The organism is Rhabdaerophilum sp. SD176 (assembly GCF_030143245.1).
Lineage (GTDB): Bacteria > Pseudomonadota > Alphaproteobacteria > Rhizobiales > Beijerinckiaceae > Rhabdaerophilum.
In genome coordinates, this window is the sequence record NZ_JARJNS010000006.1 from 311,364 (window position 1) to 336,036 (window position 24,673).

At 60.8% G+C, this 24,673-nt stretch carries 22 protein-coding genes; 14 read left to right on the forward strand and 8 right to left on the reverse strand.

Annotated elements, in window-relative coordinates; translation table 11 throughout:
• Positions 1-48 precede the first annotated feature (48 nt).
• The 3 genes from P0652_RS15915 to P0652_RS15925 all read right to left on the reverse strand — a co-directional run bounded on the left by P0652_RS15915 (position 49) and on the right by P0652_RS15925 (position 4,473).
• On the reverse strand, positions 49-3,162 hold the full coding sequence (locus P0652_RS15915; RefSeq protein ID WP_284179846.1) for a PAS-domain containing protein: 3,114 nt from the start codon (positions 3,160-3,162) through the stop codon (positions 49-51).
• 34 nt (positions 3,163-3,196) lie between these two features.
• Positions 3,197-3,703: a putative pterin-binding protein gene (locus tag P0652_RS15920; RefSeq protein ID WP_284179847.1), complete on the reverse strand. Its 507-nt coding sequence runs from the start codon at positions 3,701-3,703 to the stop codon at positions 3,197-3,199.
• A gap of 245 nt (positions 3,704-3,948) precedes the next feature.
• On the reverse strand, positions 3,949-4,473 hold the full coding sequence (locus P0652_RS15925; protein ID WP_502947540.1) for an IS6 family transposase: 525 nt from the start codon (positions 4,471-4,473) through the stop codon (positions 3,949-3,951).
• A gap of 200 nt (positions 4,474-4,673) precedes the next feature.
• On the opposite strand from P0652_RS15925, the gene P0652_RS15930 reads away from it, so the two are divergent.
• Positions 4,674-6,917, forward strand: a complete 2,244-nt coding sequence (locus P0652_RS15930) for a methyl-accepting chemotaxis protein (RefSeq protein WP_284179849.1) — start codon at positions 4,674-4,676, stop codon at positions 6,915-6,917.
• A gap of 132 nt (positions 6,918-7,049) precedes the next feature.
• Here P0652_RS15930 and P0652_RS15935 read toward each other — a convergent pair whose 3' ends face one another.
• From P0652_RS15935 to P0652_RS15945, 3 genes are read right to left on the reverse strand one after another with little or no spacing between them, the layout of a single operon-like run.
• Positions 7,050-7,709, reverse strand: coding sequence for a transmembrane anchor protein (locus tag P0652_RS15935; protein ID WP_284179850.1), 660 nt, complete (start codon positions 7,707-7,709; stop codon positions 7,050-7,052).
• An 11-nt stretch (positions 7,710-7,720) separates the two neighbouring features.
• The gene (locus P0652_RS15940; RefSeq protein WP_284179851.1) at positions 7,721-8,452 is read right to left on the reverse strand and encodes a HupE/UreJ family protein; all 732 of its coding nucleotides are present in this window, start codon (positions 8,450-8,452) and stop codon (positions 7,721-7,723) included.
• A gap of 55 nt (positions 8,453-8,507) precedes the next feature.
• A complete protein-coding gene (locus tag P0652_RS15945) occupies positions 8,508-8,753 on the reverse strand; it encodes a hypothetical protein (RefSeq protein ID WP_284179852.1) in 246 nt (81 codons plus the stop codon).
• 259 nt (positions 8,754-9,012) lie between these two features.
• Here P0652_RS15945 and P0652_RS15950 point away from each other — a divergent pair, with 259 nt between their 5' ends.
• From P0652_RS15950 to P0652_RS15980, 7 genes are all read left to right on the forward strand, one after another.
• On the forward strand, positions 9,013-9,282 hold the full coding sequence (locus P0652_RS15950) for a metal-sensing transcriptional repressor (RefSeq protein WP_284179853.1): 270 nt from the start codon (positions 9,013-9,015) through the stop codon (positions 9,280-9,282).
• Between the two features lie 5 nt (positions 9,283-9,287).
• The gene (locus tag P0652_RS15955; RefSeq protein ID WP_284179854.1) at positions 9,288-10,478 is read left to right on the forward strand and encodes an MFS transporter; all 1,191 of its coding nucleotides are present in this window, start codon (positions 9,288-9,290) and stop codon (positions 10,476-10,478) included.
• A 492-nt stretch (positions 10,479-10,970) separates the two neighbouring features.
• Positions 10,971-11,732, forward strand: coding sequence for a phosphonate ABC transporter ATP-binding protein (gene phnC, locus P0652_RS15960; RefSeq protein WP_284179855.1), 762 nt, complete (start codon positions 10,971-10,973; stop codon positions 11,730-11,732).
• Between the two features lie 24 nt (positions 11,733-11,756).
• Positions 11,757-12,626 carry a phosphate/phosphite/phosphonate ABC transporter substrate-binding protein gene (gene phnD / locus P0652_RS15965; RefSeq protein ID WP_284179856.1) on the forward strand — a complete coding sequence of 290 codons (870 nt, stop codon included), beginning with the start codon at positions 11,757-11,759 and terminating at the stop codon, positions 12,624-12,626.
• Between the two features lie 4 nt (positions 12,627-12,630).
• Positions 12,631-13,434, forward strand: coding sequence for a phosphonate ABC transporter, permease protein PhnE (gene phnE, locus P0652_RS15970; protein WP_284179857.1), 804 nt, complete (start codon positions 12,631-12,633; stop codon positions 13,432-13,434).
• Positions 13,435-13,461: 27 nt separating this feature from the next.
• Complete coding sequence (locus P0652_RS15975; protein WP_284179858.1) at positions 13,462-14,469, forward strand: NAD(P)-dependent oxidoreductase; 1,008 nt, start codon at positions 13,462-13,464, stop codon at positions 14,467-14,469.
• Complete coding sequence (locus P0652_RS15980) at positions 14,463-15,329, forward strand: LysR family transcriptional regulator (protein ID WP_284179859.1); 867 nt, start codon at positions 14,463-14,465, stop codon at positions 15,327-15,329. Before P0652_RS15975 ends, P0652_RS15980 begins: the two co-directional genes overlap by 7 nt.
• A 221-nt stretch (positions 15,330-15,550) precedes the next feature.
• Here P0652_RS15980 and P0652_RS15985 read toward each other — a convergent pair whose 3' ends face one another.
• The gene (locus tag P0652_RS15985; RefSeq protein ID WP_284179860.1) at positions 15,551-16,369 is read right to left on the reverse strand and encodes a sterol desaturase family protein; all 819 of its coding nucleotides are present in this window, start codon (positions 16,367-16,369) and stop codon (positions 15,551-15,553) included.
• 498 nt (positions 16,370-16,867) lie between these two features.
• Between P0652_RS15985 and P0652_RS15990 the strand changes: the two genes are divergently transcribed.
• From P0652_RS15990 to P0652_RS16015, 6 genes are read left to right on the forward strand one after another with little or no spacing between them, the layout of a single operon-like run.
• Positions 16,868-18,502: an ABC transporter substrate-binding protein gene (locus P0652_RS15990; protein ID WP_284179861.1), complete on the forward strand. Its 1,635-nt coding sequence runs from the start codon at positions 16,868-16,870 to the stop codon at positions 18,500-18,502.
• Positions 18,495-19,496 (forward strand): ABC transporter ATP-binding protein, encoded by a 1,002-nt coding sequence (locus P0652_RS15995; protein WP_284179862.1) that lies wholly within the window; start codon positions 18,495-18,497, stop codon positions 19,494-19,496. The genes P0652_RS15990 and P0652_RS15995 overlap by 8 nt, the downstream gene beginning before the upstream one ends.
• Positions 19,493-20,500 carry an ABC transporter ATP-binding protein gene (locus P0652_RS16000; RefSeq protein WP_284179863.1) on the forward strand — a complete coding sequence of 336 codons (1,008 nt, stop codon included), beginning with the start codon at positions 19,493-19,495 and terminating at the stop codon, positions 20,498-20,500. The genes P0652_RS15995 and P0652_RS16000 overlap by 4 nt, the downstream gene beginning before the upstream one ends.
• Positions 20,500-21,447, forward strand: coding sequence for an ABC transporter permease (locus P0652_RS16005; RefSeq protein WP_284179864.1), 948 nt, complete (start codon positions 20,500-20,502; stop codon positions 21,445-21,447). The genes P0652_RS16000 and P0652_RS16005 overlap by 1 nt, the downstream gene beginning before the upstream one ends.
• Complete coding sequence (locus tag P0652_RS16010; RefSeq protein ID WP_284179865.1) at positions 21,444-22,316, forward strand: ABC transporter permease; 873 nt, start codon at positions 21,444-21,446, stop codon at positions 22,314-22,316. Before P0652_RS16005 ends, P0652_RS16010 begins: the two co-directional genes overlap by 4 nt.
• Positions 22,317-22,319: 3 nt before the next feature.
• Complete coding sequence (locus P0652_RS16015) at positions 22,320-23,783, forward strand: alkaline phosphatase family protein (protein ID WP_284179866.1); 1,464 nt, start codon at positions 22,320-22,322, stop codon at positions 23,781-23,783.
• 18 nt (positions 23,784-23,801) lie between these two features.
• On the opposite strand, the gene P0652_RS16020 is transcribed toward P0652_RS16015, so the two are convergent.
• Entirely contained in the window at positions 23,802-24,668 is an 867-nt protein-coding gene (locus P0652_RS16020; protein WP_284179867.1) for a metallophosphoesterase family protein, read from the reverse strand.
• Positions 24,669-24,673 lie beyond the last annotated feature (5 nt).

Here is a 24,673-nt window from a genome sequence, read left to right on the forward strand (position 1 = left end):
GTCACCGCAATCCAGCACTGTCAGACGAGGCCTGCTTAAGGCAAGCCCTCAGGCGGCGAGGCGGTTCAGGCGTTCCTCGAGACCGACGAGGACCGCGCGGTTGACAGCTTCGAGTGCAGCGAGTTTTGCTTCCAGCTCGGCGGCCTCGGCAATCTCGACGGCGCTGGCGACCTGGCCGGCGCGGTAACTGTGATACTGACCGAGAATGCCGACCAGCTTGTGCGCGGCGCGGCGCAGCAGGACGTCATCTCCGGAAGCCCGGGCTGCCGCGATCCGCTCTGCTTCCTCGCGGATATTCTCGATCGCCGTTTCCAGCAACGGGCGAAAGACATCGGGCGTGCAGAGTGATTCCAGCTCGCCGAGCGGATCATGTTCGTCGTCATGCCAATCGATCGGCAGATGTGCCGGCGACGGAGCGACCAAAGTGGCCTCCTCCTCGGGCTCAGCCTCGCCCGCCTGGCGGCCGACAAGGCCCTGCGCAACGCGCTCCAGCAGGTCGTTCAGTTCGGCCGGCCGGATCGGCTTGGCCAGGTGATCGTCGAACCCTGCCTCGAAGGCTTTTTGCCGGTCGGTCTGGAAGGCCTGGGCAGAGAGCGCGACAGCGGGGATGCGGCCTGCCGGCTTGGGTAGCTCGCGCAGCCGGGCAACCGCTTCGTAGCCAGTCATCCCCGGCATCTGGATATCGAACAGGGCGAGGTCAAACCCGCCCTTTCCAGCCTCGACCAGCGCCATGCAGCCATCCTCGGTGGCGACGACCTCATGGCCGCGTTTTTCCAGCATGGTCCGGATGACAAGTCGGCTCGCCGGCGTATCCTCTGCGACGAGGATCCGCATCCGGCGCTGGGACGTGGCAGAAGCGCCCCGGTCAGTTCGCCGAACCTCGCTGCGGGCCGGCGCCTCGACAACCGGGACCGTGAGATCGAACGCAAATGTCGTTCCACCCTGCTCTTGCGGCAGCAGGCGGATCTCGCCCCCCATTTCCGCGACGAGCCGCTGGGTGATGGCAAGGCCGAGGCCGGTGCCGGCCGCCTTCTGGCTTTCGGGCAGGCGGGCCCGTTCGAAGGGCTCGAAGATGGTCGGTTGCAGCGACTCGGGGATGCCGATCCCTGTATCGGAGACGCGAAAATGCAGCATGGCAGAGCCTGCCTGCCCGGATGGCCGGGCCTCGACCTGCAGGCGGACGGACCCGGACGGCGTGAACTTGATGGCATTGCCCATCAGGTTGATCAGGACCTGACGGAGATGTCCCGGATCCAGCAGGACATGTTGTGGCACGTCCTCTGCCAATGTGGCAGAGAGATCCAGCCCCTTGTTGCGGGCCAGCACGCCGAGCATCTGTTCGACAGCACGGATTGCGCTGCGGATCTCGCACGGCACCGGAGCCATCTCGACCTTGCCCGCCTCGAGCCGCGAGAAATCGAGGATATTATTGATCAGCTCGAGCAGATGGGCACCGGATTCGCCGATGCCATCGACGAAACGGGATTGCTCCGGATCGAGCCGGGTTTCCTCGAGCAGGCTCGACAGGCCGAGAATGGCATTCATCGGCGTCCGGATCTCGTGGCTGATCATGGCCAGGAAGTCCGATTTCGCGCGGTTGGCGGCCTCGGCAACCTCCATGAGCGAGCGCATGCGCTCGGCCTGCGCCTCGAAATCGGCCCGGGCCGCCATCAGTGCAAGCTCGCGCGATTTCAGCTCTGTAATATCGTTGAAGACGGTCACGACACCCAGCGAAGCGGTCAAGCGGTTGGAAACCTGCAGCCAGCGGCCATCGCCCAGCTTCTCGACAAAGGTGGCCTCTTTGCGCTGGCGCCGCCGCTTCTTGCGGAGGTGGATCGCCTCCTCGACATCGCCTTCGGCCGGCAATGCGCCGGTCTGGAAGGCCTTGCGCAGGAAATCGTCGAAGAGGAGCCCCTTGCGGATGGCAGGCGCGACCTCGCTGAAGAAGGAGCGGTAGCGGGAATTGCACATGACCAGCCGGTCATCGGCATCGTAAAGGACAAAGCCCTCGCCGATGCTCTCGATCGCATCGCGCAGCACTTCGCGCGCCCTTCTGCTTTCCTCGGCCAGATCGGCCATCCGCTCCGCTTGCCGGCGCATGCTTTCACGCGCCGTCTCGAGATCGGCAAGGTGCTTCTTGAGATCGGTGATGTCGGTCCGAATGCCGACCCGCGCGCCGTTGCCGGTGATGCGGTCAGAAACCATCAGCCAGCGCCCGTCGCCGAGGGCCTGCTCAAATGGCGCAGAGGGATTGCGATGCCGGTCCAGACGTTCGGCGATCCAGCTTTCCGGATCGGCTTCCGCCAACGGAATCTGTCCCTTCTGTACACCAAAGCGCAAGATCTCCTCGAAGGGCACGCCCGGGCGAAGCTTCTCGGCGGACAGGGCATAAAGCTCCCGATATTTCCGGTTGCAGCGAACGAGCCGGTCCTCGGAATCGTAGATGACGAACCCCTCGTTGATGCTCTCGATGGCCTCGTCCAGCTGCCACCAAGCGGCATCGGCTTCCTTGCGGGCGGCCACGGCCTGCCGCAGCAGCTGGTTGGCCCGACGCTCGGCGCGCATGAGGTAGATGACGACGCCGCCAATCGTCATCAGGAAGCCCGCGACCAGCAGGCCCAGTTCCCCCTTGATGGAAGCCTGCGACGCGACGATTTCCTGCCGCTCGAGCCTGTCTGACTCCAAAGCAGCGGTCGTGATGTCGCGGATGGGCGCGACATGCTGCTGCATCCTTCCCCGAATGGCGCGGATTGACTCCGGATCCAACGGTTTCTGCAATTCGGGATCTGTCGTGACCAGATCAGCCTTGAGCCGGGCCACCGTTTCACGCAAGTTCGGGCGCTTGTCGAGCGTTCTGGCCAATACGCCGGCCTGATAGAGATCAACGCGGCTCCAGAGCAGGTCGAACCGCTCTTCGAGCTTCGCCTTTGCAGCCGGATCGGGCCGGTCTGCCATTTCCGTCAGGGCACTCAGAAAATGGTGCAGCTCGATCTCGGTCTGGGCTGCCGCCCAGAGAACGTTTTCGGAAATGGCATAGTCCAGCCGCCGCTCGATGCTGTGGTAGCGCGAGACGGCCAGACCCGTCATGACGATGATGGCCGCCACAAGCGCGGCGACCAGCACGCGAACCCTACGGTTCGAACGGGGTGGATCGAGGACCATGCCGAAAGTCTAACCGGAAGGCGAAAAGGAAGCCTTACTGGATCTCGAGGTTCCGAAGCTGCCAGATCCACTTGAAATTGTGCTTCTCATCGGCCAGTTCCGGGAAGCTGTCGCGCGGGTAGACCACCCAGAGCGGGCCTCGGTCCCGGCGACGCAACTCCTGGCCATCCGCCTTCATGGCGAGAATGACCGGGTACTTCCGGATTTCTGCCACATCAAGCTCGACGGCGTAGTTGTTGATGGCGACCGCGCGGATTTTTGTGCCCTGCGCACCCACGGCATCAAGAACAGCGGCAAGGGGAACGCCCTCGAACGTCGTAACGCCATCCGCCCAGGAATGGCGGGTCTTTATCTGCCGGACGCCGAGCGCGACGAGCATGTCGCGGTCGAAATCGGCACGTCCGGCCTGGTTGGTCGTCTTCACCTTGCCGGCCACCGACAGGATCACCTCGCCCTTGGGCGCGGTTAGGCCCTGAGCCTGAGCCATCCCAAGGCCCGTCACCATCATTCCCAACACGATAAGGGCCTTCAGAATGCGCATCTTGTACCTCCTGCGTCACAATGCCCCGATCCCTTTGCAAGAACCGGGCAAGGCCGGATGCCATGATGCGCGCGAGAAAACGCCGCCAAACGCGTCCCGATTTGCAAATCGCAAAGATAGCGATTGCAATTCGCGACGCTGAGTCATGCTTTTTGCAATCCGCCAGTGCCATCAGACGGTGCTCTCGGACTGGTGCTGTCAGACGAGCCTAAAACGTCTCGGAATGTCCCCCACCCCGACATGGATCAGGCCGCGCAAAGCTGGCGCCACTCAGCAAGAGCGGCGGCGCGGCGATCCTTGAACGCTGGCCTGGATGAGAGGTGCCGCTCCTGGTTGAAGTGGTTGTGGACGGAGCCGTGCACCGCGGCGAATTTCTGCAAACTTCGCGGCCTGGACCTGCGGTTCAATGCTGCCTTCTTGTCGCGGCGCTTTATGGCGAAGCTTTCGGGCACTTCGCCCTCGTGATCGACGGCGCGCCAAAGATAGTGTTTCACCCCCTTGATCTTCACGAAAACCTCGTCGAGATGCCATCGCCGATGCCGGAAAGACCGCATCGCCTGGACCCGACTCCGCCGGATCTCGGACGCAAAAATCGTCCCGAACCGGTTCCTCCAGAACCGCACCGTCTTATGCGTGATGTCGATGCCGCGCTCGTGCAGCAGGTCCTCGACGTTCCGGAGCGAAAGCGGGTAGCGCACATACAGCATCACCGCGAGGCGAATGATCTCGGGGCTCGTTTTGAAATACCGGAAAATGCGGGCGTTGCTCATCCGGTCCGGCTGGCAGCCCTCCCCGTCCGCGGCAAGCCGATTTTCCTCTGACAGTGCCCCGATTTTTCTCTGAAAATGCGCCAAGTGGCATTCTGCATTTTGGATACAATGTGCCTATTTTTTAGTCAGTTATTAAACGCAACATTCTAGGCTTGGTTGAACAATTGGCCGCAAGGTAGCGCGACATTGGGGTGGGGAATATGTGTGCGTTTCGAATCCAGAGCCTGAAAATCCAGTATGCAGCAGCAGCGGCATTCGTTTTCGCGGCTGGCTTCGCAGTTGCCACAACAATATCGACGTCGGTGGTCGATGATGCTGCGAGATCGGAGCATGCAGCGGAAGCAGCATCGGCTGTCCGCGAAGCCACCAGAGCGATAGAGGCGATTCAGACCCGTTCCTCGATCTACGCGGATCTGATTTCCCGGAAGCGGGACTTCGCGGTTCTGATGCAGAAGGGTGAGGACAATGAGCGGCTCAATGCCATCATCATGGAATTCGAGGAGCTGAAAAAGAGAGATCCTGCGGTCTCGACATTCGAGGTGACCAACGCGGCCGGGATCATTCTCGGACGGGGCCACAACCCGGGCGTGAAAGGCGACGACAAGAGCAAGCTCAAGGACATAAAGGCCGCGACAGACGGGAAACTGGTTTCCGGTCTGGTTGTTTCACCGACATCGGGCGACGCGACAATTGGTGCTGTCGCACCGGTCAAGACCGGATCTGGCGTGATCGGCACATTGCGGGTTGGCTCGCGCCCGACCCGGGCAATCGTTGCCGAGATCAAGGCGCGAACGGGTGCGGATATCGCCTTGTATTTCAAGCGAAAAGCCACAGCTTCGACCTTTGAAGAAAGCCAGGTACCTGTCCTTTCCGAGTCAGACTATGCCCGCGCGATGGCTGGAGAAGCTGACCTGGTTGCGGTCCCGATCAGCGATCGGATGTATCTGTCGCGGCTGCATCATCTGCCGAGCGATCTCGGCGAGGGATTGGTGCTGGCCGTTTTCGTCGATGGCGCTCCCTTTGCTGCCCGGATTGCAGAGTTCCGGCAGTCCATGGTGCTCTATGGGCTTATCGCTCTGCCCTTTGTCATTCTTCTCGGCTTCCTGACAGGTCGTTGGTTTGCTCGGCCGCTGGTGAAAACCGCTGGCGCCATGGACCGCCTGACAGCAGGGCGGGATGCCACGCTCACCTCACTGGCGCGACGCGGTGACGAAGTTGGCGATATTGCCCGGTCATTCGGAATGCTGGCCATCGAGGTCGAGAATGCCGTCCGGCTGCACCAGACTGTAGCCGGCATGCCGACGGGGCTTTTGACCATTCATCGCGGCAAGGGATGGGTGATTGACTACGTCAATCCGGCACTCATCGGGGTTCTTGGCGCGGTCGGAAAACTCCTGCCCGCAGCGCCAGATCAACTGGAAGGGATGAAGGCAGATGTCCTTTTTGGAAGCGTCGGGCTGACAAATGCCACCCTCGAGACTTTGCCTGAGGACGGCTTGCGGCACCGCGCCAGCTTCGGTCATCTGACCTTCCTGCTCACGCTGGCCAATATTCGTTCGAAACAGGGCGAGAAGGTTGGCGTCATGGTGGCGTGGGAGAACATGACCGATCGGCAGGAACTGGCGGCGAATTTTGAGTCGGCCGTGCTGTCCCTGGCTGGGTCCGTCGAAGTCGCCGCGATTACGCTGCGTGAGCGCATCGATGAGGTTCGCACGAGCGCCTCTACCACCCAGATACAGGCGGAAGCGGTCGCAAGGGCCTCGGAAGAAAGTTCGGCTTCTGTGACCACGGTGGCTTCCGCTGCCGAGCAATTGCGCGCATCAATTGGCGACATTGGCCACCATATCGAAGCATCCTCCGCGATTGCCGGTCAGGCGACGAAGGATTCGCAGCATCTTGTCGGCGTGGTCCGCGACTTGTCCATCGCTTCTGAAAAAATCGGGGCGATCGTGCAGGTCATTGGCACAATCGCAAGCCAGACCAATCTACTGGCTCTCAACGCCACAATTGAGGCCGCCCGTGCAGGCGAAGCCGGGCGCGGTTTTGCCGTAGTTGCCTCGGAGGTGAAAGCGCTCGCCAGCCAGACCACGCGCGCCGCCGATCAGGTCGTCGCGCAGATCGGTTCAATCCAGCAAAAAACAGGTGAAGTGGTCAACGCTCTCCAATCGGTGGCGTCAACGATCGAGGCGATTGGCGGCAATGCGAGCGGGGTGTCGGCCTCGGTCGAGCAACAGCGATCCGCGACCGAGGATATTGTCGCGAGTGCCCAGCAGACAGCGGCCAGCACAAACGAAGTGGCGACCAGCATGACCGAGGTCTCTGTCGCCACAAGCAGGACCGAGCATGCGACCGAGAGCATGCTGGCCCAAGCCGACGTGCTGAAGGCTGATGTTGCCCGGCTGCGTCAAGAGGTGAACCGTTTCCTGAAATCGCTCGCAGCCTGAACAAGGCCAGGAGGCAGCCCTTCTCCGCGGGTCGCCCATCGGCAAGGGATCGGGCTTTACGCCAGCCGCTCTTCGTTTGAGGTGAACATCTGAGGCGGGCGACCGTTATGGTCACCCGCCAGGACTTCCATCTCAAACTTTCTTGAGGTCAGTGTAGTCGCCGTTGACCTTCAGCTTGATCGTGACTGTTTCCTTGTCGCGATTGCGCCAGAACCAGCCATGCGTGCCGTCGAACTTCGCTTCGAGCACACCGGTATCGCCGGCAACGCCGCGATCCTTCTTGTAGCTCTGCTCCTTGCCGCTTCGCGGGGTGCCATGCATGTCATAGTTGACCTTGCCGCCGGTCACTTCCCAGGCATAATTCACCTTGGCGCCCGACTTCATCGGCATCTTGTATTCGATGCCTTCGCCGGGCTTGAGCGAGATGGTCAGCTCGTCCGAGCGTGAAGCCGCCTGCGCGACCTTGAGCTCCTGCGCCTGTGCCGAGCCGATGAACAGGCTCGCAAGCATGGAGCCGAGGCCAGACTTCTTCTCCGGCTGCTGTTTCTGGCGTTCCAGTTCCTGATCCTTGATCCGATCCGCTTCAGCTTCTGCCGCAAGCTGCTTCTTGATCTCGCCCATCTCGGTGAGCTTCAGCATTTTGCCGATGCCGGTGGGATCGATCGCATGTTCGGCCGGCAGCACGACCGTGAAGAGCAGGACGATCGCGACGACAAACGCGATGATCGTCGATTTGATGAGCTGGGCCGTGCTCGGCAGTTCGGCGCGGCTGGGAATGTCTGAATTGTACATGGGTCAGGTCCTCAAGCGAGAGACTTGATGTAGCCGGCGATGTGCATGCCCATCAGGATGAAGCCGGCAGACATCATCGCGACATTGGCGGTGTAGGCGTGGCGCCAGAAGCCTTCCGAACGACGCCAGTAGCTCATGGCTATCAGGATCGCGCCCAGCGCCAGCAATTGCCCGAGCTCGACGCCAAGATTGAAGGCAATGAGGTTCGTGAGCAGGCCATCCTGCGCGATCTGATATTCCTGCACCTTGGCTGCGAGGCCAAAGCCATGGAACAGGCCGAAGATGAAGGTCGCCGCCTTGGTATTCGGCTGGAACCCGAACCAGCGCTGGTAGGCGCCCATATTGTCGAGCGCCTTGTAGACGACCGACAGGCCGATGATTGCGTCAATGATGTAGGCGCTGATCGCGATGTTGTAATAGACGCCGAGGATCATCGTGGTCGAATGACCGATGGCGAACAGCGTCACATAGATCGCGATGTGATTGAGCCGGTAGAGGAAGAAGATCACACCGGCCAGAATAAGCAGGTGATCATAACCGGTCATCATGTGCTTCGCCCCGAGATACATGAACAGGATGAAGTGGATGCCGGTGATCTCCTGGATATAGCCCTTGTCGCCCTCCGCGACGGCATGCGCGAGGGCATGGCCGGGCAAGGCAACAAGGCTCAGCGCGATGAGCGCCAGGGCGAGAACGGCATTCCGGCCAAGCCGGAAGCCTGCCCTCGGGACAGTCTCTTGCATGGAAAAACTCCTGATGAAGGGAAAACGCGGGCGCGGGGTAATCCGCGCCGGTTCATCAGGCCTGCCGAGGCGGTCGCTCCAGCCGGAAATGGGTCTGGTTGATCCCGTCCATGGTCTTAACAATGAGAATTGTCCGCGGAACCGGCCCCATCATGGGGGTGACCAACCCGGCGGCCACGGCAGATTCATGGCTGTGATCGCCGGGATTATGCGGCTTGTGGCTGGTGCCCCGGCTCGTCATCATCATGGGAATGCCCATGATCGTGGTGGGCATGGCTGTGATCGTGTTGTGCGTCGCCATCTAGCGCGGCGATATCCGCCGCCGGGACGTAATGGAGATTAAACTGCGCGCGCAAGGGCGGCGCCAGCAGCAAGGCCAGCGTGACCAACCCGAACAGAAGCGCTCGAACCGTCTTCATGCGTCCTTATCTGGGCAAAACTGGCAGTTGCGCAAGCCAGACAGCTCCTGTTGAAACCATGAATGCGGTCAAACCTTGATTGCTGTAACCTATCGGGGGGGATAGGTATCTGTCTTCGCTTTCGGCTGGAGACGCACTTCCATGTTCACCCACCAATCCCATCCCGACATCATCATGCGGCTGAAGCGCGCCGAGGGGCATCTCCACTCGATCATCGGGATGATCGAGGCCGGGCGCCCTTGCCTCGATCTCGCCCAGCAGCTGCACGCGGTCGAAAAGGCCGTGGCGGAAGCGAAGAAGACTTTGATCCGCGATCACCTCGATCATTGCCTTGATGATGTGGCCGGCGCGCTCTCGCGGGACCAGCGCCATGTCATCGACGAGTTCAAAGCCATCACCAAATATCTGTGAGCCCCATGCTTGGCGTGCTAGCGAACCGCACCTACCGGCACCTGTTCCTCGCGCAGGTCGTGGCATTGATTGGAACGGGCCTTGCCACGGTCGCCTTGGGCCTGCTCGCTTTCTCGCTGGCGGGAGAGAATGCCGGCGCGGTGCTGGGCACTGCCTTGGCGATCAAGATGGTCGCCTATGTCGGCGTGGCGCCGGTCGCGGTGGCCTTCGCGGAGCGCGTGCCGCGGCGGGCAATGCTCGTGGCGCTTGATCTCGTGCGGGCCGGGGTCGCGGTGTTCCTGCCTTTCGTCACCGAGATCTGGCAGGTCTATCTCCTGATTTTCGTGCTGCAATCCGCCTCAGCGGCCTTCACTCCGACCTTCCAGGCCACAATTCCCGATGTGCTGCCGGATGAAGCGGAATACACCCGCGCACTTTCGCTTTCGCGCCTGGCCTATGATCTCGAAAGCCTGCTGAGCCCGATGCTGGCAGCCTTCCTGCTCACGGTGATCAGCTTTCACACGCTCTTTGGTGGCACGGTGATCGGCTTTCTGGCATCCGCTGCGCTCGTGCTGTCCGTGGCCCTGCTAAGTCCCAAACCCACGATCTTGCGCGGAATCTATGACCGGACCACGCGCGGTATCCGGCTTTATCTCGCGACCCCAAGGCTTCGAGGGCTTCTGGCGATCAGCCTGGCTGTCGCCGCCGGCGGCGCACTGGTTATCGTGAACACGGTTGTCTTCGTGAAGGCGAAGTTCGGGATGACGCAAGCCGATACCGCCCTGGCGCTTGCGGCCTTTGGCGCCGGGTCGATGACGATCGCTCTCGCCTTGCCGAGACTTCTCGACCGGCTGCCCGACCGGCCCGTGATGCTGATGGGGGCAAGCCTTGTCGGCCTTGGCACGGCGCTGGCGGCGCTGCTACCCAACTATCTTTGGCTGTTGCCGCTCTGGTTCCTGATTGGTGCGGGCTATTCGATGGCGCAGACGCCATCGGGACGCCTGCTCCGCCGGTCGTCGGCGGCGGAGGATCGGCCGGCTTTGTTCGCGGCGCAGTTTGCGCTCAGCCATGCCTGCTGGCTCATCACCTATCCGCTTGCTGGATGGGCGGGCGCCCGGTTTGGATTGCCGGTCGCCGCGCTTCTGCTGGCGATTATCGCGGCTGGCGGGGTGTTGGCGGCAATTCGCCTTTGGCCTCCCGAGGCACCGCTGGAATGAGCGATAGGCGCCAAGGTACATGGACAGCTTCTCGCCCTCTCTTGCGATCGCCCGCGCTGCGAGCGACGGATGCCAAAACCGGATGTTTTGGGCGGCAGGAAAACCGTGCCGCTCTTGATCGGGGCCTGAAGCCACCCCGAGAGCCTCCGTAACCTCGATTAGACTTGGCCAGCTCTCAGCAAGCCCTCGATTTTTCACAATGACAGCGAAAAGCGAACGTGAATCATCACCGCCAGGCGGATGATCTCACGGCTTGTTTCAAAAATGCCGAAAAATGCGGGCTTTGCTGATGCTCCCCGGCTGGCCGCCCTCCCCTTCAGCGGCGAGCCGATGTTCCTCTGACAGTACCCCGCTCCGGCGGCAACCCGATTTTTGGTCTGACACTGCCCACTGCCTGCCACGGCTGTCACACGAACGTTGCAGTCAGATCGTATCGGATATCGAACGAGACATTAGTTTGTTCGGAATTTCCAAACAGATACGAGGCTCTGAATGCTATCGGCCCGCGACGTTTCTGTTGTCTATGCGAACGGGGTTGGGGCACTTGAATCGGCGAACATCCAGATTCAACGCGGTCAATTTGTTGTTCTGCTTGGGAAATCCGGTGCGGGTAAGTCGACGCTGCTGAGATGTTTGAATGGCCTTGTTAAGCCAACGTCGGGCGACATCCATGTCGAGGCGTTCGGGTCAATATTCGAGAGCTGCACCAAGTTGCGTGAACATCGCCGGCGGACGGGAATGGTGTTTCAACAGCACCACCTCATCGGCCGCCTCACGGCGCTTGAGAACGTACTCATGGGCCGCCTGTCCCGATATGGCGGGTTACGGACTCTGCTACCGTTCGGCCGTTCGGACCGCCTCGCCGCCCTGGAAATACTGGATCGGGTCGGCCTCGCCGATCGTGCGCTTGCGCGCGCCGATCAGCTTTCCGGCGGGCAGCAACAGCGCGTCGGGATTGCTCGGGCCATGGCTCAGCAGCCGACGCTGATGCTCGCGGACGAACCTGTGGCCAGTCTTGATCCCGCAACCGCCGTCCAGGTGCTCGGCGATCTGCACAGAATATGCCGGGAAGACGGCATCACGACGGTTGTGAGCCTCCATCAACTCGATCTTGCTCGTCGTTTCGCCGATCGGATTGTCGGGCTCGCCGGTGGGCGCGTTGTCTTTTCCGCGGCGCCGGGCGAACTCGTCACTGAGTCAATCGACACGATCTATGCCCAGCCGGCCGCGACGCTTCCGGTCGCCGCAGAGTAAATTCGACCATCAAAGGAGCTTTCCATGGACCGCCGAACCTTCCTTGTCACTTCCGCCAGTGCAGCCATGTTGGCTGGTATTCATCCGGCTCGCGCCGACAAGACCAATCCGGACAAGCTTCGTGTAGCGCTCCTGCCGGATGAGAATGCATCCACCATCATCCAGAACGCGCAACCCCTGAAGGCGCATCTCGAGAAGGTGCTTGCGAAGAGTGTCGAGATCATCGTGACCACCGATTATTCCTCGATGATCGAGGCCATGCGTTTCGGGCGGATCGAGGTCGCGTATTTTGGTCCTTTCTCCTATGTTCTCGCCAAATCGAAAGCGCCGGAAATCGAACCGTTCGCGGTGGGTGTGGAACGCGGCAAGCCGAATTATCAATCAATCCTGATCGCCAATGCCAATGGGCCGGTCAAGACCATCGCCGACGTGCGCGGCAAGCCATTTGCCTTCGGCGATCAGGCCTCGACCTCGAGCCATCTTGCGCCGCGCGCGTTTCTCGCCAAAGCGGGTCTGATCGGAGACAAGGACTACAAGGTCGTTCATCTCGGCAAGCATGATGCTGTTGCCCGTGCTGTTGCCGCCGGGCAGGTGCCTGCTGGCGCCTTGTCCGAACCGATTTTCCGAACCCTCGTCGATGGCAAGAAAGTTGACGCCACCAAGGTCATCCAGCTTGGCCTTTCGGATCCGATCCCGAACTACCCCATGACCTTGCAGGGCTACCTCAAGCCCGAACTCAAGGCTGCAATCCGAAGCGCTTTCCTCGACATGAAGGATCCGGTCATCCTGAAGCTGTTCCGCGTCGATGGTCTCGCTGCCGCAACGGACAAGGATTACGACGTCCTGCGCGATATGGCGAAGATCCTTGAACTCGATATTGCCAAGCTGGGTTGATCCGATGAGCCGCGCCGCATTCTACGAAACAGTTCTGGTTTCCGAGCGCAAGGCGGCACGGCGCAGCTCTGTCATTGTTGGGGCGATCATGGTCGCCTCGATTGCCGCGCTGGCGACTACCGGTTTTTTTGACGCCCAGCGCTTCGCCGAGGCGGGGCCGGCCATCCGGCAGCTTGCCTCGGAAATGGTGCCGCCGGATTTTGGCCGCTGGCAATCCTGGCTGAGACCACTTTTTGATACGCTGGCCATGTCAATCGCGGGTACGGTGCTCGCCGTCATACTCTCGCTGCCGCTGGCGCTTCTCGCCGCACCGAATACGAGCCCGCACGCTACCGTCTATTTCATCACGCGGACCCTTCTTGCGTTCTTGCGCTCGGTACCGGAAATCATCCTCGGTGTCCTGTTTGTTGCAGCGGTCGGCTTTGGTGCCCTGCCTGGCGTGCTGGCGCTGGCGTTGCATTCGGTTGGAATGGTCGGGAAATTCTATGCGGAAGCTATCGAGCATGTAGACCCGAAGCCGCTTGAAGCGGCGCGAGCAGCAGGTGCCAGCCCGTTTCAGGTGATCACGCATGCTGTGCTGCCGCAGGTCCTGCCGCAGCTGACCGACGTGACGATCTATCGCTGGGAGTATCATTTCCGGGCTTCGGCGGTCCTGGGCATTGTGGGGGCTGGCGGGATCGGCTTCGAGCTGATGGCGGCCTTGCGCCTTCTCAACTACGATCAGGTCTCTGCGATCCTGCTTTCGATCCTTGCCTGCGTCCTTGTCGTCGACTCCATTGGCGCATTCCTCCGCAAGTCACTGAAGTGATGGGCATTCGGAACTGGACCCACTGTGATGGCTGATTTGCCGCTGGTTGTTCTGACAAACCGGACGTTTCCCGAGACCCGCGCGATGTTCGAAGGCCGTGCCCATGTTGTTGCCAATGATGGCATCGAACCTTGGCCGCGTGCCCGGCTTCTGGAAGAAGTCAGGAAAGCCAGTGGTCTGATGGCTTTCATGACGGAACAGATTGATGCTGAATTCCTTGAGGCTTGTCCGGAATTGCGAATCATCGGTGCAGCACTCAAGGGATATGACAACATTGACGTCGAGGCTGCGCGGCAGCGCGGCGTGATGGTGACAATCGTTCCCGATCTCCTGACCGAGCCGACTGCCGAACTCGCGATTGGCCTTGCGATTGCTCTGGGGCGCCGCGTTCTCGAAGGAGATGCGCTGGTCCGCGGAGGAGACTTTGCTGGCTGGCGCCCGCGCCTTTACGGCAGAGGGCTGCACGGCTCTACCGTTGGCATCCTCGGCTTCGGGAAGGTAGGACAGGTCATCGCACGGCAGCTCGAAGGGTTTGGTTGCCGCATCCTTGCCAGCGACTTGAGCCCGGTTGCAGCAGTGGCAACAAGTGTCGAATTTGCCACGCCAGAGCATTTGCTCGAAGTATCGGATTTCGTTTTCCTCGCTCTTCCGCTGGCTGACGCAACAGTCGGGATGATCGGCGCCAGCGAACTGGCACGAATGAAACCGGGCGCATTCCTGATCAACCCGGCGCGGGGATCGCTTGTCGATGAAAGCGCAGTTGCCGATGCGCTCGAAGCTGGACGTCTTGGCGGCTACGCTGCCGATGTCTTTGCTTTCGAAGATTGGGCGCGCGACGACCGGCCCTTGCGGATTGACCAACGCCTGAGCCAGCCGGGCGCACGCACCGTCTTGACCCCTCATATCGGATCAGCGACGGTATCAGCGCGCCGGATGATCGAGGCTGCCGCGGCACGAAGCATCGTCCAGGGTCTGGCTGGAGAGATCCCCGACGGGCTGGTCACACCGCTCGAACAACTGGGCAAGACATGCTGAATCTCATTCATGTCCGCTCCTTTGTTGCCGTTTGCGACCTTGGCAGCTACCGGTCGGCCGGCCGGGAACTTGGGGTCTCTCCCTCGACGATCCTGGATCATGTTCGCCAACTGGAAGAGGCCGTTGCAGCACCGCTCCTCGCACGCAGATCCGCAAGAACCCTCCCCACTCGGCAAGGCGAAAAACTTCTGCCACTTGGTCGCGCACTTCTGGCAACCGCAATGCGCGCCTGTGCCGCAGTCTCCGGCGACGGTCTGAAGATTGCCTCGGCGAGCAATATAGGCATCTACATGTTGCAGGAACCGATCTCGGCCTTCGAAAGCGCAACAGGGATCGGCGTCGAGACGTGGATCGGACCCAACCATGAAGCCCTTGACCGGCTTGAGCGGGGCGAGGCGGATCTGGCGGCATTGGAATGGTGGGACAATCGACCCGGCTTCGAGGCAGTCGCTTGGCGTCGGGAGGAACTGGTTGTCATCACATCGCCTTTCCATCAATGGGCAACGCGCGAGGCTATTGATGTTCAGGAGCTATTGGCCGAGCCGCTTCTCGGAGGGGAGCGCGGAAGTGGTACGGCTCGCGTACTCCGGCAGGCGGTTGGATCAATCGCAGATCAGCTGCGGGTATCTGAGCATCTTGGAAGCACAGAGGCTGTCAAGATGGCAGTACGCGCCGGCCGCGGTGTATCAATCGTTATGAAATCAGCTGTTCTTGACGAAATCGAGCAAGGACATCTTGTAGCACTGCATATTGCTCATGCCAAATTATATAAAGATATTTGGCTTGTTACGCATGAGCGCCTGCCAAAGACGGCGCCAGCTGCAGCTTGCTTGTCGGCAATTTCGCAAGCATTGGGTTAAAGACATCGTCTTGATCATCAGTTGACAATGTGCCGGAGGCAAGCATTCGAGCCTACGGTGATCGCATGACCTGACAGGAGCCACTCTACCTCCGGCTCCAGACTCGCTGAAGCGGGCCCAACAACACTTTCGCCGTGCAAATAGATAGGCTTTAGGCCGCACGCACTTCTGTCATGAAAGCAGAGCAGATCGGCGAGGCGCGTGGTCATTGACGCGTTTGCTTATGGTTCCAGGCTCCCGGCCTTGCGGAAGGGCTGGAGCAGCATCTGATCGATGCGCAGGTCCCTGCGGGACCGGAACCGGTCAATGCCGATCGCCATTCGCTCATGGCCCCCGGCCGGATCGGCCCTGTAGGTCCCCAGCAGCCGGTCCCACCAGGAAAGGCTGAAGCCGAAATTGCTGTTGGTCTCGGACGGGATCACCGAGTGATGGATGCGGTGCATGTCGGGCGTGACAACAATCTTGCGCAACAGACGGTCGGCCCCCAGCGGCAGCCGGATATTCGAATGATTGAACATCGAGGTCGCATTCAGCAGGATCTCGAAGATCAGGACCGCAACGGCGGGCGGGCCAAGGACAGCGACAATGCCGAGTTTGATGGCCATTGAGAGCAGGATCTCGATCGGATGGAACCGCAATCCTGTCGTGACATCGAAGTCAAGGTCGGCGTGATGCATCCTGTGCAGCCGCCACAGGGCCGGAACAGCATGGAACACGACATGCTGAAGGTAGATCGAGAAGTCGAGGACCAGGATCGCGAGGATGATGGCCAGCCATTCAGGGAGAGGAATCAGGTTGAGCAGCCCCCAACCGCGTTGATCCCACAGCACGGCGAGGCCAACCGCAGCAATCGGGAACGTCATTCGCACCAGAAGCGTGTCGATCACAACGATCGCGAGGTTGTTTGACCAGCGGAGCAGCCGCGGGATCTCGAGGCGCCTGCAAGGCGCCGCCATTTCCCAAATCGCCATCCCCAGCAGGATGGCGAGAAAGAATGCCAGCCGTATGGCGGGTTCGTGGGCCAGGAGGAGTTCACTCATGGTTTTGCTCGGCGGCATGCCGCGGCCGACTCCGTTTCCACATCGGTTTTTTCGCGGAGTTGGGTTGTTGGTCCCGTCTTCGATCCGCGATCAGAGCAAGCCCGACGCTCGGAGTCGAGTCGTGAATGCCGATTCATTGCAACAACGGCTTTGCTGTACGGCGCGCCGGAAAGCCGCATCTCCGTATACGGCGGATCAAAACGACTGCCCAATCACGGGCATTTCAGTATTTCAAATCGTAGGCATCGAAGTGATTGGGTCACGATCTTCTGACCGAAGAGGTTCCTGGCGCAGGGGGCACAGCAGACAGCACCAGAAACCTTGCAAGGATCGATGAGATCATCGGGCAACAGATCATCCATTTTGCCAGCTTCGTCACAGGGCTGTCAGCGGGGCAGCTTACCAATACTTAATGTGAGGGCGTGGTTGATCCTCCCTGCAGCCAAGGGCCGCAGGATGTTCCGAGATCGTCGCTTTTGTATCGAAAAGGAGATCATAGTGGTCAATCTGTCACGCCGTACAGCTCTTGGCGCAGGGGCTTCACTTCTGGGCATTACTGCCATTCCGCGTTTTGCGATTGGCCAGGCGGATAACCGGCCAACGATCACGGTCGCGGTACAGAAGGTTGTGAACTCCAACACACTTGATGTGCTGCGCGAACAATCCAACGTGGGAGAGCGCGTTTTCTTCACGTCACTTTGGGAGCCGCTGATCTCCAAGGAATGGCTTGGGAATCTGTCCCCTCGTCCCGGCCTTGCGACAGAGTGGAAGCGCATCGACGACCAGACGGTTGAGCTGAAGCTGCGCCAGGGGGTGAAGTTTCACAACGGCGAAGAAATGACGGCGGAAGATGTTGTTTTCACGTTCTCGCGCGAACGTATGTTCGGCAACAGCGAGGCCAAGAACCGGACAACGCTCAAGGCTTTCGAGAAAATCCCGACGCCCCGCCCCGGCAAGGAACTGCCCCCCGAGATCATTGCGGTGGCGCGCCGGGCCTGGCCCGATCTGCTTCGCGTTGAAGCCGTCGACAAGTACACTGTCCGCTTTTTCAATGCGACACCGGACGTAACCCTTGAGGGGCGCCTTGCGCGCTATGGCTCGGACATCATGAGCCGGAAGGGTTGGGAAGATGCCGCTTCCTACCTCGATTGGGCACGCAAGCCGATCACGACCGGCCCGTACAAGGTTGTGGAGTTCCGCCCAGACAATATGCTCGTCTTGGAAGCCCATGACGAATATTGGGGTGGGCGCCCTCCCATCAAGCGCATTCGTTTTATCGAAGTGCCGGAAGTTCCGAGCCGGATCGCCGGTCTTCTTTCCGGCCAATACCAGTTTGCCTGCGATATTCCGCCGGACCAGATCAGCCAGATCGAGAAGAATGCAGCTTTTGAAGTGCAGGGCGGCACGATCCTCAATCATCGCCTGATCACGTTTGATAAGAACCACGCGCAACTCCAGAACCCGCTTGTGCGCCGCGCTTTCACCCATGCGATTGATCGCCAGGCTATCGTCGACAGCCTGTGGGCCGGGCGCACCAAGGTACCGGCCGGCCTGCAGTGGGAATACTATGGCGATATGTTTCACGCTGATTGGCGCGTCCCGGAATACAACCCGAAACTGGCCCAGGATCTGTTGAAACAGGCTGGGTACAAGGGCGACCCGATCCCGTATCGCCTGCTCAACAATTACTACACAAATCAGAACGCGACTGCGCAGATCCTCATTGAGATGTGGCGCACGGTTGGCCTGAACGTTGAGATCAACTCGAAGGAAAACTGGACCCAGATCATGGAAAGGGGCAGCCAGCGCGCTGTGCGGGACTGGTCGAATTCGGCACCGTTCTCTGATCCTGTCTCCTCGATTGTCAATCAGCATGGTCCCAACGGCCAGCAACAACAGATCGGCGAATGGACCAACGCCGAGATGAACCAGCTCTGTGAAGTGCTCGAGACGTCGACCGACCGGGCGAAGCGGCGGCTCGCGTTTCGTCGAATGCTGGAAATCTGCGAGCGCGAAGACCCTGCCTATACCGTCCTGCACCAGAATGCGACGTTCACGGCCAAGCCAAAATCCCTGAAATGGCAGGCTTCGCCAGCCTTCGCGATGGACTTCCGGCCTGGCAACTATGTCTGATCGTGAGAGCCATTTTGTCGCGCTGGACGAGCTGACCGTCAGCTTCGATGGCGTGCGCGTATTGCATGGCATCAACCTGACGGTTTCGCGCGGCGAAGCCGTTGGTCTGGTTGGCGAGTCCGGTTCGGGGAAGTCCGTCACTTGGTTGGCGGCGCTCGGACTCTTGCCTGGAAAGGCGCGAATTGGCGGTTCCGCAACGCTCGAGGGGGTGGAATTGATCGGGGCCCCGCCCTCCACGCTCGATCGTGTGCGGGGAGGGCGAATCGCCATGATCAGCCAGGATCCAGCAAGCGCGCTCAATCCGGTGATCTCGATCGGCAAACAGATTGGCGAAACTCTTGCACTGCATCGCGGTCTTTCTGGGATCGCTGGCAGGGCAGAGACACTCCGACTTCTTGATCTCGTTGGTATTCCCGATGCCGCCCGTCGTATTCACGCCTATCCGCATGAGTTTTCCGGCGGACAGAACCAGCGCGTCATGATTGCTATGGCGTTGGCCGGGCAGCCTGATCTGCTTGTTGCAGATGAACCGACGACCGCATTGGATGTGACGATCCAGGCGCAGATCCTTGATCTGATCCAGACCATCCGCCGCGAGCTGGGCATGGCGCTGGTTCTGATCAGCCATGACCTCGGCGTGATCGCCGAAACATGTGATCGCGTAGCCGTGATGTATGCCGGACGCATTGTCGAGGAAGGAACGACCGGGGCCCTGTTTGATGACCCCCGCCACCCTTATGCTCAGGGATTGCTGGGATCGCTGCCGCCGCTGTCCGGGCCTCGCCGTCGCCTCGTGTCCATTCCAGGTGTCGTCCCTGATCCGAGACTTCTTCCAGCCGGTTGTGCCTTTGCACCGCGATGCCCGAAACGGGTGTCAACATGCGATTCAGCCATTCCCACGCTAGGGGTCTCACATCCGGGGCATCGTGTGGCTTGTTTTGCTGAAGAAGCCGTCGTTCAGGAACAGGCTCGATCGCACGGGTATGCAGCATGACGTCGGCAAACGCTGAACCGCTGCTGTTGGCCCGCAATCTCCGGCGGGTCTATCAATCTCGTCGAGGCATGTTCGGCGCGCCGAGCCTCGTTCGGGCTGTCGATGATGTCAGTTTTGATATCCTGCCGGGAGAAACCCTTGGCATTGTAGGCGAATCCGGCTCGGGCAAGTCAACGATGGGGCGTCTTGCCCTGGGGCTCGAAACCCCCGACCGCGGCTCCGTTCGCTTCCGTGGCAGCCCGATGCCGATGCCATCCACGGCTGAATGGCGAACCCTGCGACAGCGCATGCAGATGATCTACCAGGATCCGCTGGGTGCACTTGACCGTCGTCTCCCGGTGCTCACGCAGATCCGCGAACCGCTGGATATTCACCATCCACGGGAGCATCACGGCAATCAGGTCAAGGCGGCAGAGATGCTGGCGCGGGTCGGACTTTCGCGCGAACAGGGCGCGCGCTACCCGCATGAATTGTCCGGCGGGCAGCGCCAGCGCGTCGTTCTTGCGCGGGCCCTGATGACTGGCCCCGATTTTCTCGTATGTGACGAGCCGGTTTCAGCGCTCGACGTGTCCATCCAGGCGCAGGTGGTCAATCTACTGATCGACCTGCAGACCGAACTGGGTCTCGCGATGATGTTCATCAGCCATGATCTTCGGGTGGTTCGACAGATTTCGAAGCGTGTGGCGGTGATGTATCTCGGAGGCTTTGTCGAGGAGGGAGATGCGGATGATCTGTTCGCATCGCCGCTCCATCCCTACACAAAGGCCCTTGTCTCTGCCGCGCCGCAAGCCCGCTCGACCAACCGCCATGAACGTATCGTCCTGACCGGGGAGCCGCCCAACCCGGCGAACCGGCCGACAGGCTGCGCGTTTCATCCCCGATGCGGAGCCGCGATGCCCCGGTGCAAGGAGGAGGCCCCGGCGCTCGTTCCTGTGGGCAGGGAACGCCGCGTTGCCTGCCATCTCTACCCTGCCGCGACCTCTGACCAGACGCGAGCCGCCTGATGGGGCGCTTCATCATTCTCCGCGTTGGCCGGGCGCTGATCACGATCGCCCTTGTCGTGACATTTGCCTTCATCGTGCTGCGGCTTTCCGGAGATCCAGCCCAGATCATCCTCGGGCCGGAAGCACCGCCCGAAGTGCTCGCCGCCTTTCGTCGAGCCTGGGGCCTCGATGATCCGATATGGCTCCAGTATCTTCACTATTTCGGGGCGATTGCCCAGGGCGAACTGGGCCGGTCCATGCGCGATGGCCGGTCGGCGATCGAGATTGTCGCCGAACGCATCCCGATCACCCTGGCGCTGACGGTCCCTGCCCTGGTCCTCAAGCTCGGCATCGGCATTCCGGCCGGGGTCTATGCCGCCCTGCACCGTGGCAGCCTCACAGACCGCATTGTAATGATCGTTTCGGTTGCCGGATTCACGATCCCAAGCTTTGTTCTTGGCCTGACACTGGTGCTGGTCTTCGCAGTTCAGCTCGGCTGGCTCCCCTCGGGTGGGCAGGACAGCTGGCGCCATGCAATTCTTCCGATCCTGACGCTGGGGATCGGCGGTGCCGCGATCCTTGCCCGCTTCACACGATCCGCCATGCTCGAGGTGCTCGGCCAACCCTTCATCCGGGCCGCCAGCGCAAAGGGTGTACCCTGGCAGGATGTGATCACGCGCCATGCCTTGCCGAACGCGGCAATTCCGACGGTGACGATCATTGGTTTCATGGTTGGCACCCTGATCGCGGGGGCGGTGGTTGTCGAAAGCGTGTTTTCGTGGCCCGGAGTCGGGCGCCTGCTTGTCGTGGCCGTGGCCAACCGTGACCTTGCGGTCGTGCAGTGCATTCTGCTCCTGGTTGCGGCAACGATGGTGATCTCAAACCTGATCGTTGACTTCCTCTACGGCTTTCTGGACCCGCGACTGCGTAGTGCGAAGGGTCAAAAGGCAGCGGGAGGGCAGCCATGACCGATCATGCCCTGGCATCGGCAAAGCCGGCGCCCAAATCCTTGGATCACACACGATCGCGATCGGTTCCGATCGCCGTTTATCTTGCCCTGGCATGGCTGATCGGGATGGTTGTCATTGCCCTGCTTGCCGATGTCCTTTCGCCCTATCGCTTCACTGCGCCTGACTTGCGCAATCGCCTTTCACCGCCGGGCAATCCGTTGCATTGGCTCGGCACCGATGAGCTGGGCCGTGATGTGATGTCGCGGCTTTTTGTGTCGATCCGGATTTCCCTGTTGATCGCCTTCGGCGCGGCCCTGATTTCTGCCTTTTTGGGCACCGTCCTTGGGTTCGTGGCCGCGTATTTTCGTGGTGTTGCTGAACAACTCGTCCTGATGCTGGCCGATTTTCAAGCCAGCATGCCGTTTCTGATCCTCGCATTGTCGGTTCTTGCCTTCTTTGGCAATTCCCTGCCGCTTCTGATCGGGCTGATGGGACTGTTCGGCTGGGAACGCTATGCGCGCATTGCGCGTGGCCTGGCCATTTCGGCCAGCGCGCAAGGATACGCATCGGCGATCCATCAGTTAGGTGCTCGGCCCGTCCGGGTCTATCTTCGGCACATTCTTCCAAACATCGCGTCGACGCTGATCGTGATGATGACACTGGTTTTCCCGGAGGTCATCCTGCTGGAAAGCTCGCTTTCATTCCTTGGCCTTGGGGTACAGCCCCCGATGACCAGCCTTGGCAACATGGTGGGTTTTGGCCGCGAATACATCACCCGGGCTCCCTGGATCATGCTTGCACCAGCGGTGACCATCATCCTGACAACCCTTGCCGTTTCGGTTCTGGGCGACTGGCTGCGCGACCGGCTCGATCCCACCTTGAGGTAGACCATGCAAGAAACATCGAAGATCGTCGTTGTCGTGTTTGACGGATTGCGGCCGGATATGGTCACGCCGATCCTCATGCCCAATCTGCACGCCTATTCCGTGGCAAATTCCTGGTTCCGGGAAGCCCGGTCTGTATTCCCTTCCATGACGCGCGTCGCAACCAGTTCGATGGCAACGGGAGCGATGCCGGTCATCCATGGCATTGTCGGCAACGCCTTCTACTATCCGGAGGTAAGCCGCGATTTCGTGCTGGACGTCTCGCTTGCCAGCGATATCGCGCTCGCTGAAGCCACGCTCAATGGGCGCTTCATCACGGCAACAACCTTCGGGGATGTCCTGGCTGCGCACGGCAGGAACCTCGCGGTCGTGCATTCCGGTTCGCCGGGATCGACCTACGCCATCAATCCGGGTGCGGCGATCAACAACCACTGGACGTTTTCGGTATTGGGGGAGGCCCATACGAAGACGCCACATGCCGTCCGGGAAATGGTGGCCCGCTTTGGCCCCTTGCCGCCACGCAATCTGCCGCGGTTCGAGGAAATCGATTATGCAACCCGTGTCTTGACGGAGCATGTTCTGCCGGACATCAACCCCGATGTCGCGCTGATCTGGTTCAACGAGCCTGACACGTCCTTCCACTACAAGTTTCTGGGTTCTGAAGAGACGCTGGCCGTACTAGCCCATGTCGATGCAGCCTTCCAGCGCATTCTTGACACCATTGCCGCCCGCTCGGACGCACAGGACATTGCCCTGATCATCGCCTCGGATCATGGGCAGATCTCGAGTTCAGGCCAGGTTGACATTACCGAACTCCTCACCGGAGCCGGTCACCCGGCGGCGAAAGCATCCGCGCGGGCTCTTGATGGAGCAGCCCTGGCGGTCACCGGGGGCAACATGGGCGAGATCCGCGTTCTCGATGGTGATCTTGATCGCCGCGATGCCGTGGCCCGCTGGCTGATGGCGCAGGAATTCACCGGGATGGTCTTCACACCATCCGATGATCCCATTCTGGGCAGTGTCCCGGGAACCTTCTCGACGCGGTTGGTCGAGCTTCACCATCCGCGCTCGCCGGAGCTTGTTTATGTCCTGCGCTCCGACACCAGCAGGGACGCCCATGGCTTGCCCGGGCTCGGATTGATCACGGGGAGCGTGCCGGTCGGTGGCGGCATGCATGGTGGCCTCAACCGGCACGAATTGAATACGTTGCTTGTTCTCGGCGGTTCAGCAGCGAATGGCAGCGCGATCACGGATGTTCCTGCCGGGATCATCGATATCGGGCCGACCATCCTCGATCTGCTCGGCCTTCCGCAGCCCGTCAGCATGCAGGGCCACACGCTGCGGAGTGCAGCGGACCACGCCGTCGAACGGCACGCGTTCACGGCTTCAACCGGCGGCTTTGTACAAAGCCTCGCCATCGCAAGTCGGGGCGGGGCGACCTTTCTTGTGCATGGCGAGCGTCAGGGCTGACACCGCCATCGGTCATGACTAGGCATTCCGGACCAGAGGACGTGGCGGCATGTTCGTTGTTGTGCCGCCAATTTCGGTCCAGCGCGTCGTATCCAGCCCGATCATGAGCCTCGGCTCAACCAGTTCATGGCGGATCCTGCTGCCCTCAAGATGCCAGACTAGATAGCCCGGCCGCGTCCACCGCCGCCATTGCATCCACTGGTGTTTCGGATTGACCATGGCCGTCGTCGGTGCCCAGACGATTTGCATCCCCTGGTATCGCAGCGTGCGATAGACGTGCAGGTGGCCACAGGTCATGACCTTTACGCCTCCGTCCCGGCAACGAGACAGCAATTCACCGCGCACGCCGAACGGAATGGCGGATGTCGTGAAGACCGGGTCTTCGGCATCGCGGTAGAAAGGCGGCATATGCATGAATACCATGGCCGGGCGGGTCCCCCGCGAAGCGAGTACTCCCACAAGGAATTCGTTTTGCTCGTCTTCTTCTGGTCTGCCGGAACCCATCAACGCTGTATCGAGACCGATCAGGCGCCAGGCACCGATATCCTCGTGCCACCAAAGCGGACCAACATGATCACGCCACGCCTTGATGCGCGCGTCATTCAGGGGCTGGTCGAGGCGGGAATGGCCCGGGGCCTCACCGACATCATGGTTGCCCGCGAGGACGCGGAGCGGCGCTTGCAGCCGGCGGAGCTGGGACGCCGCAAACACCAGGTCATCCGGGCGGGCAGGCCCGTTGAAGGAAATATCCCCCGTATGGACAATGAGATCAGGCTTCAGCCTGGCCATTTCCTCTTCGAATACACGGTAGTTATCGATGAAGTAGGCGTGGGTTTCGGACAGATGGGTGTCCGAAACCTGCACGATCGTGATCGAACGCGTCATGGACT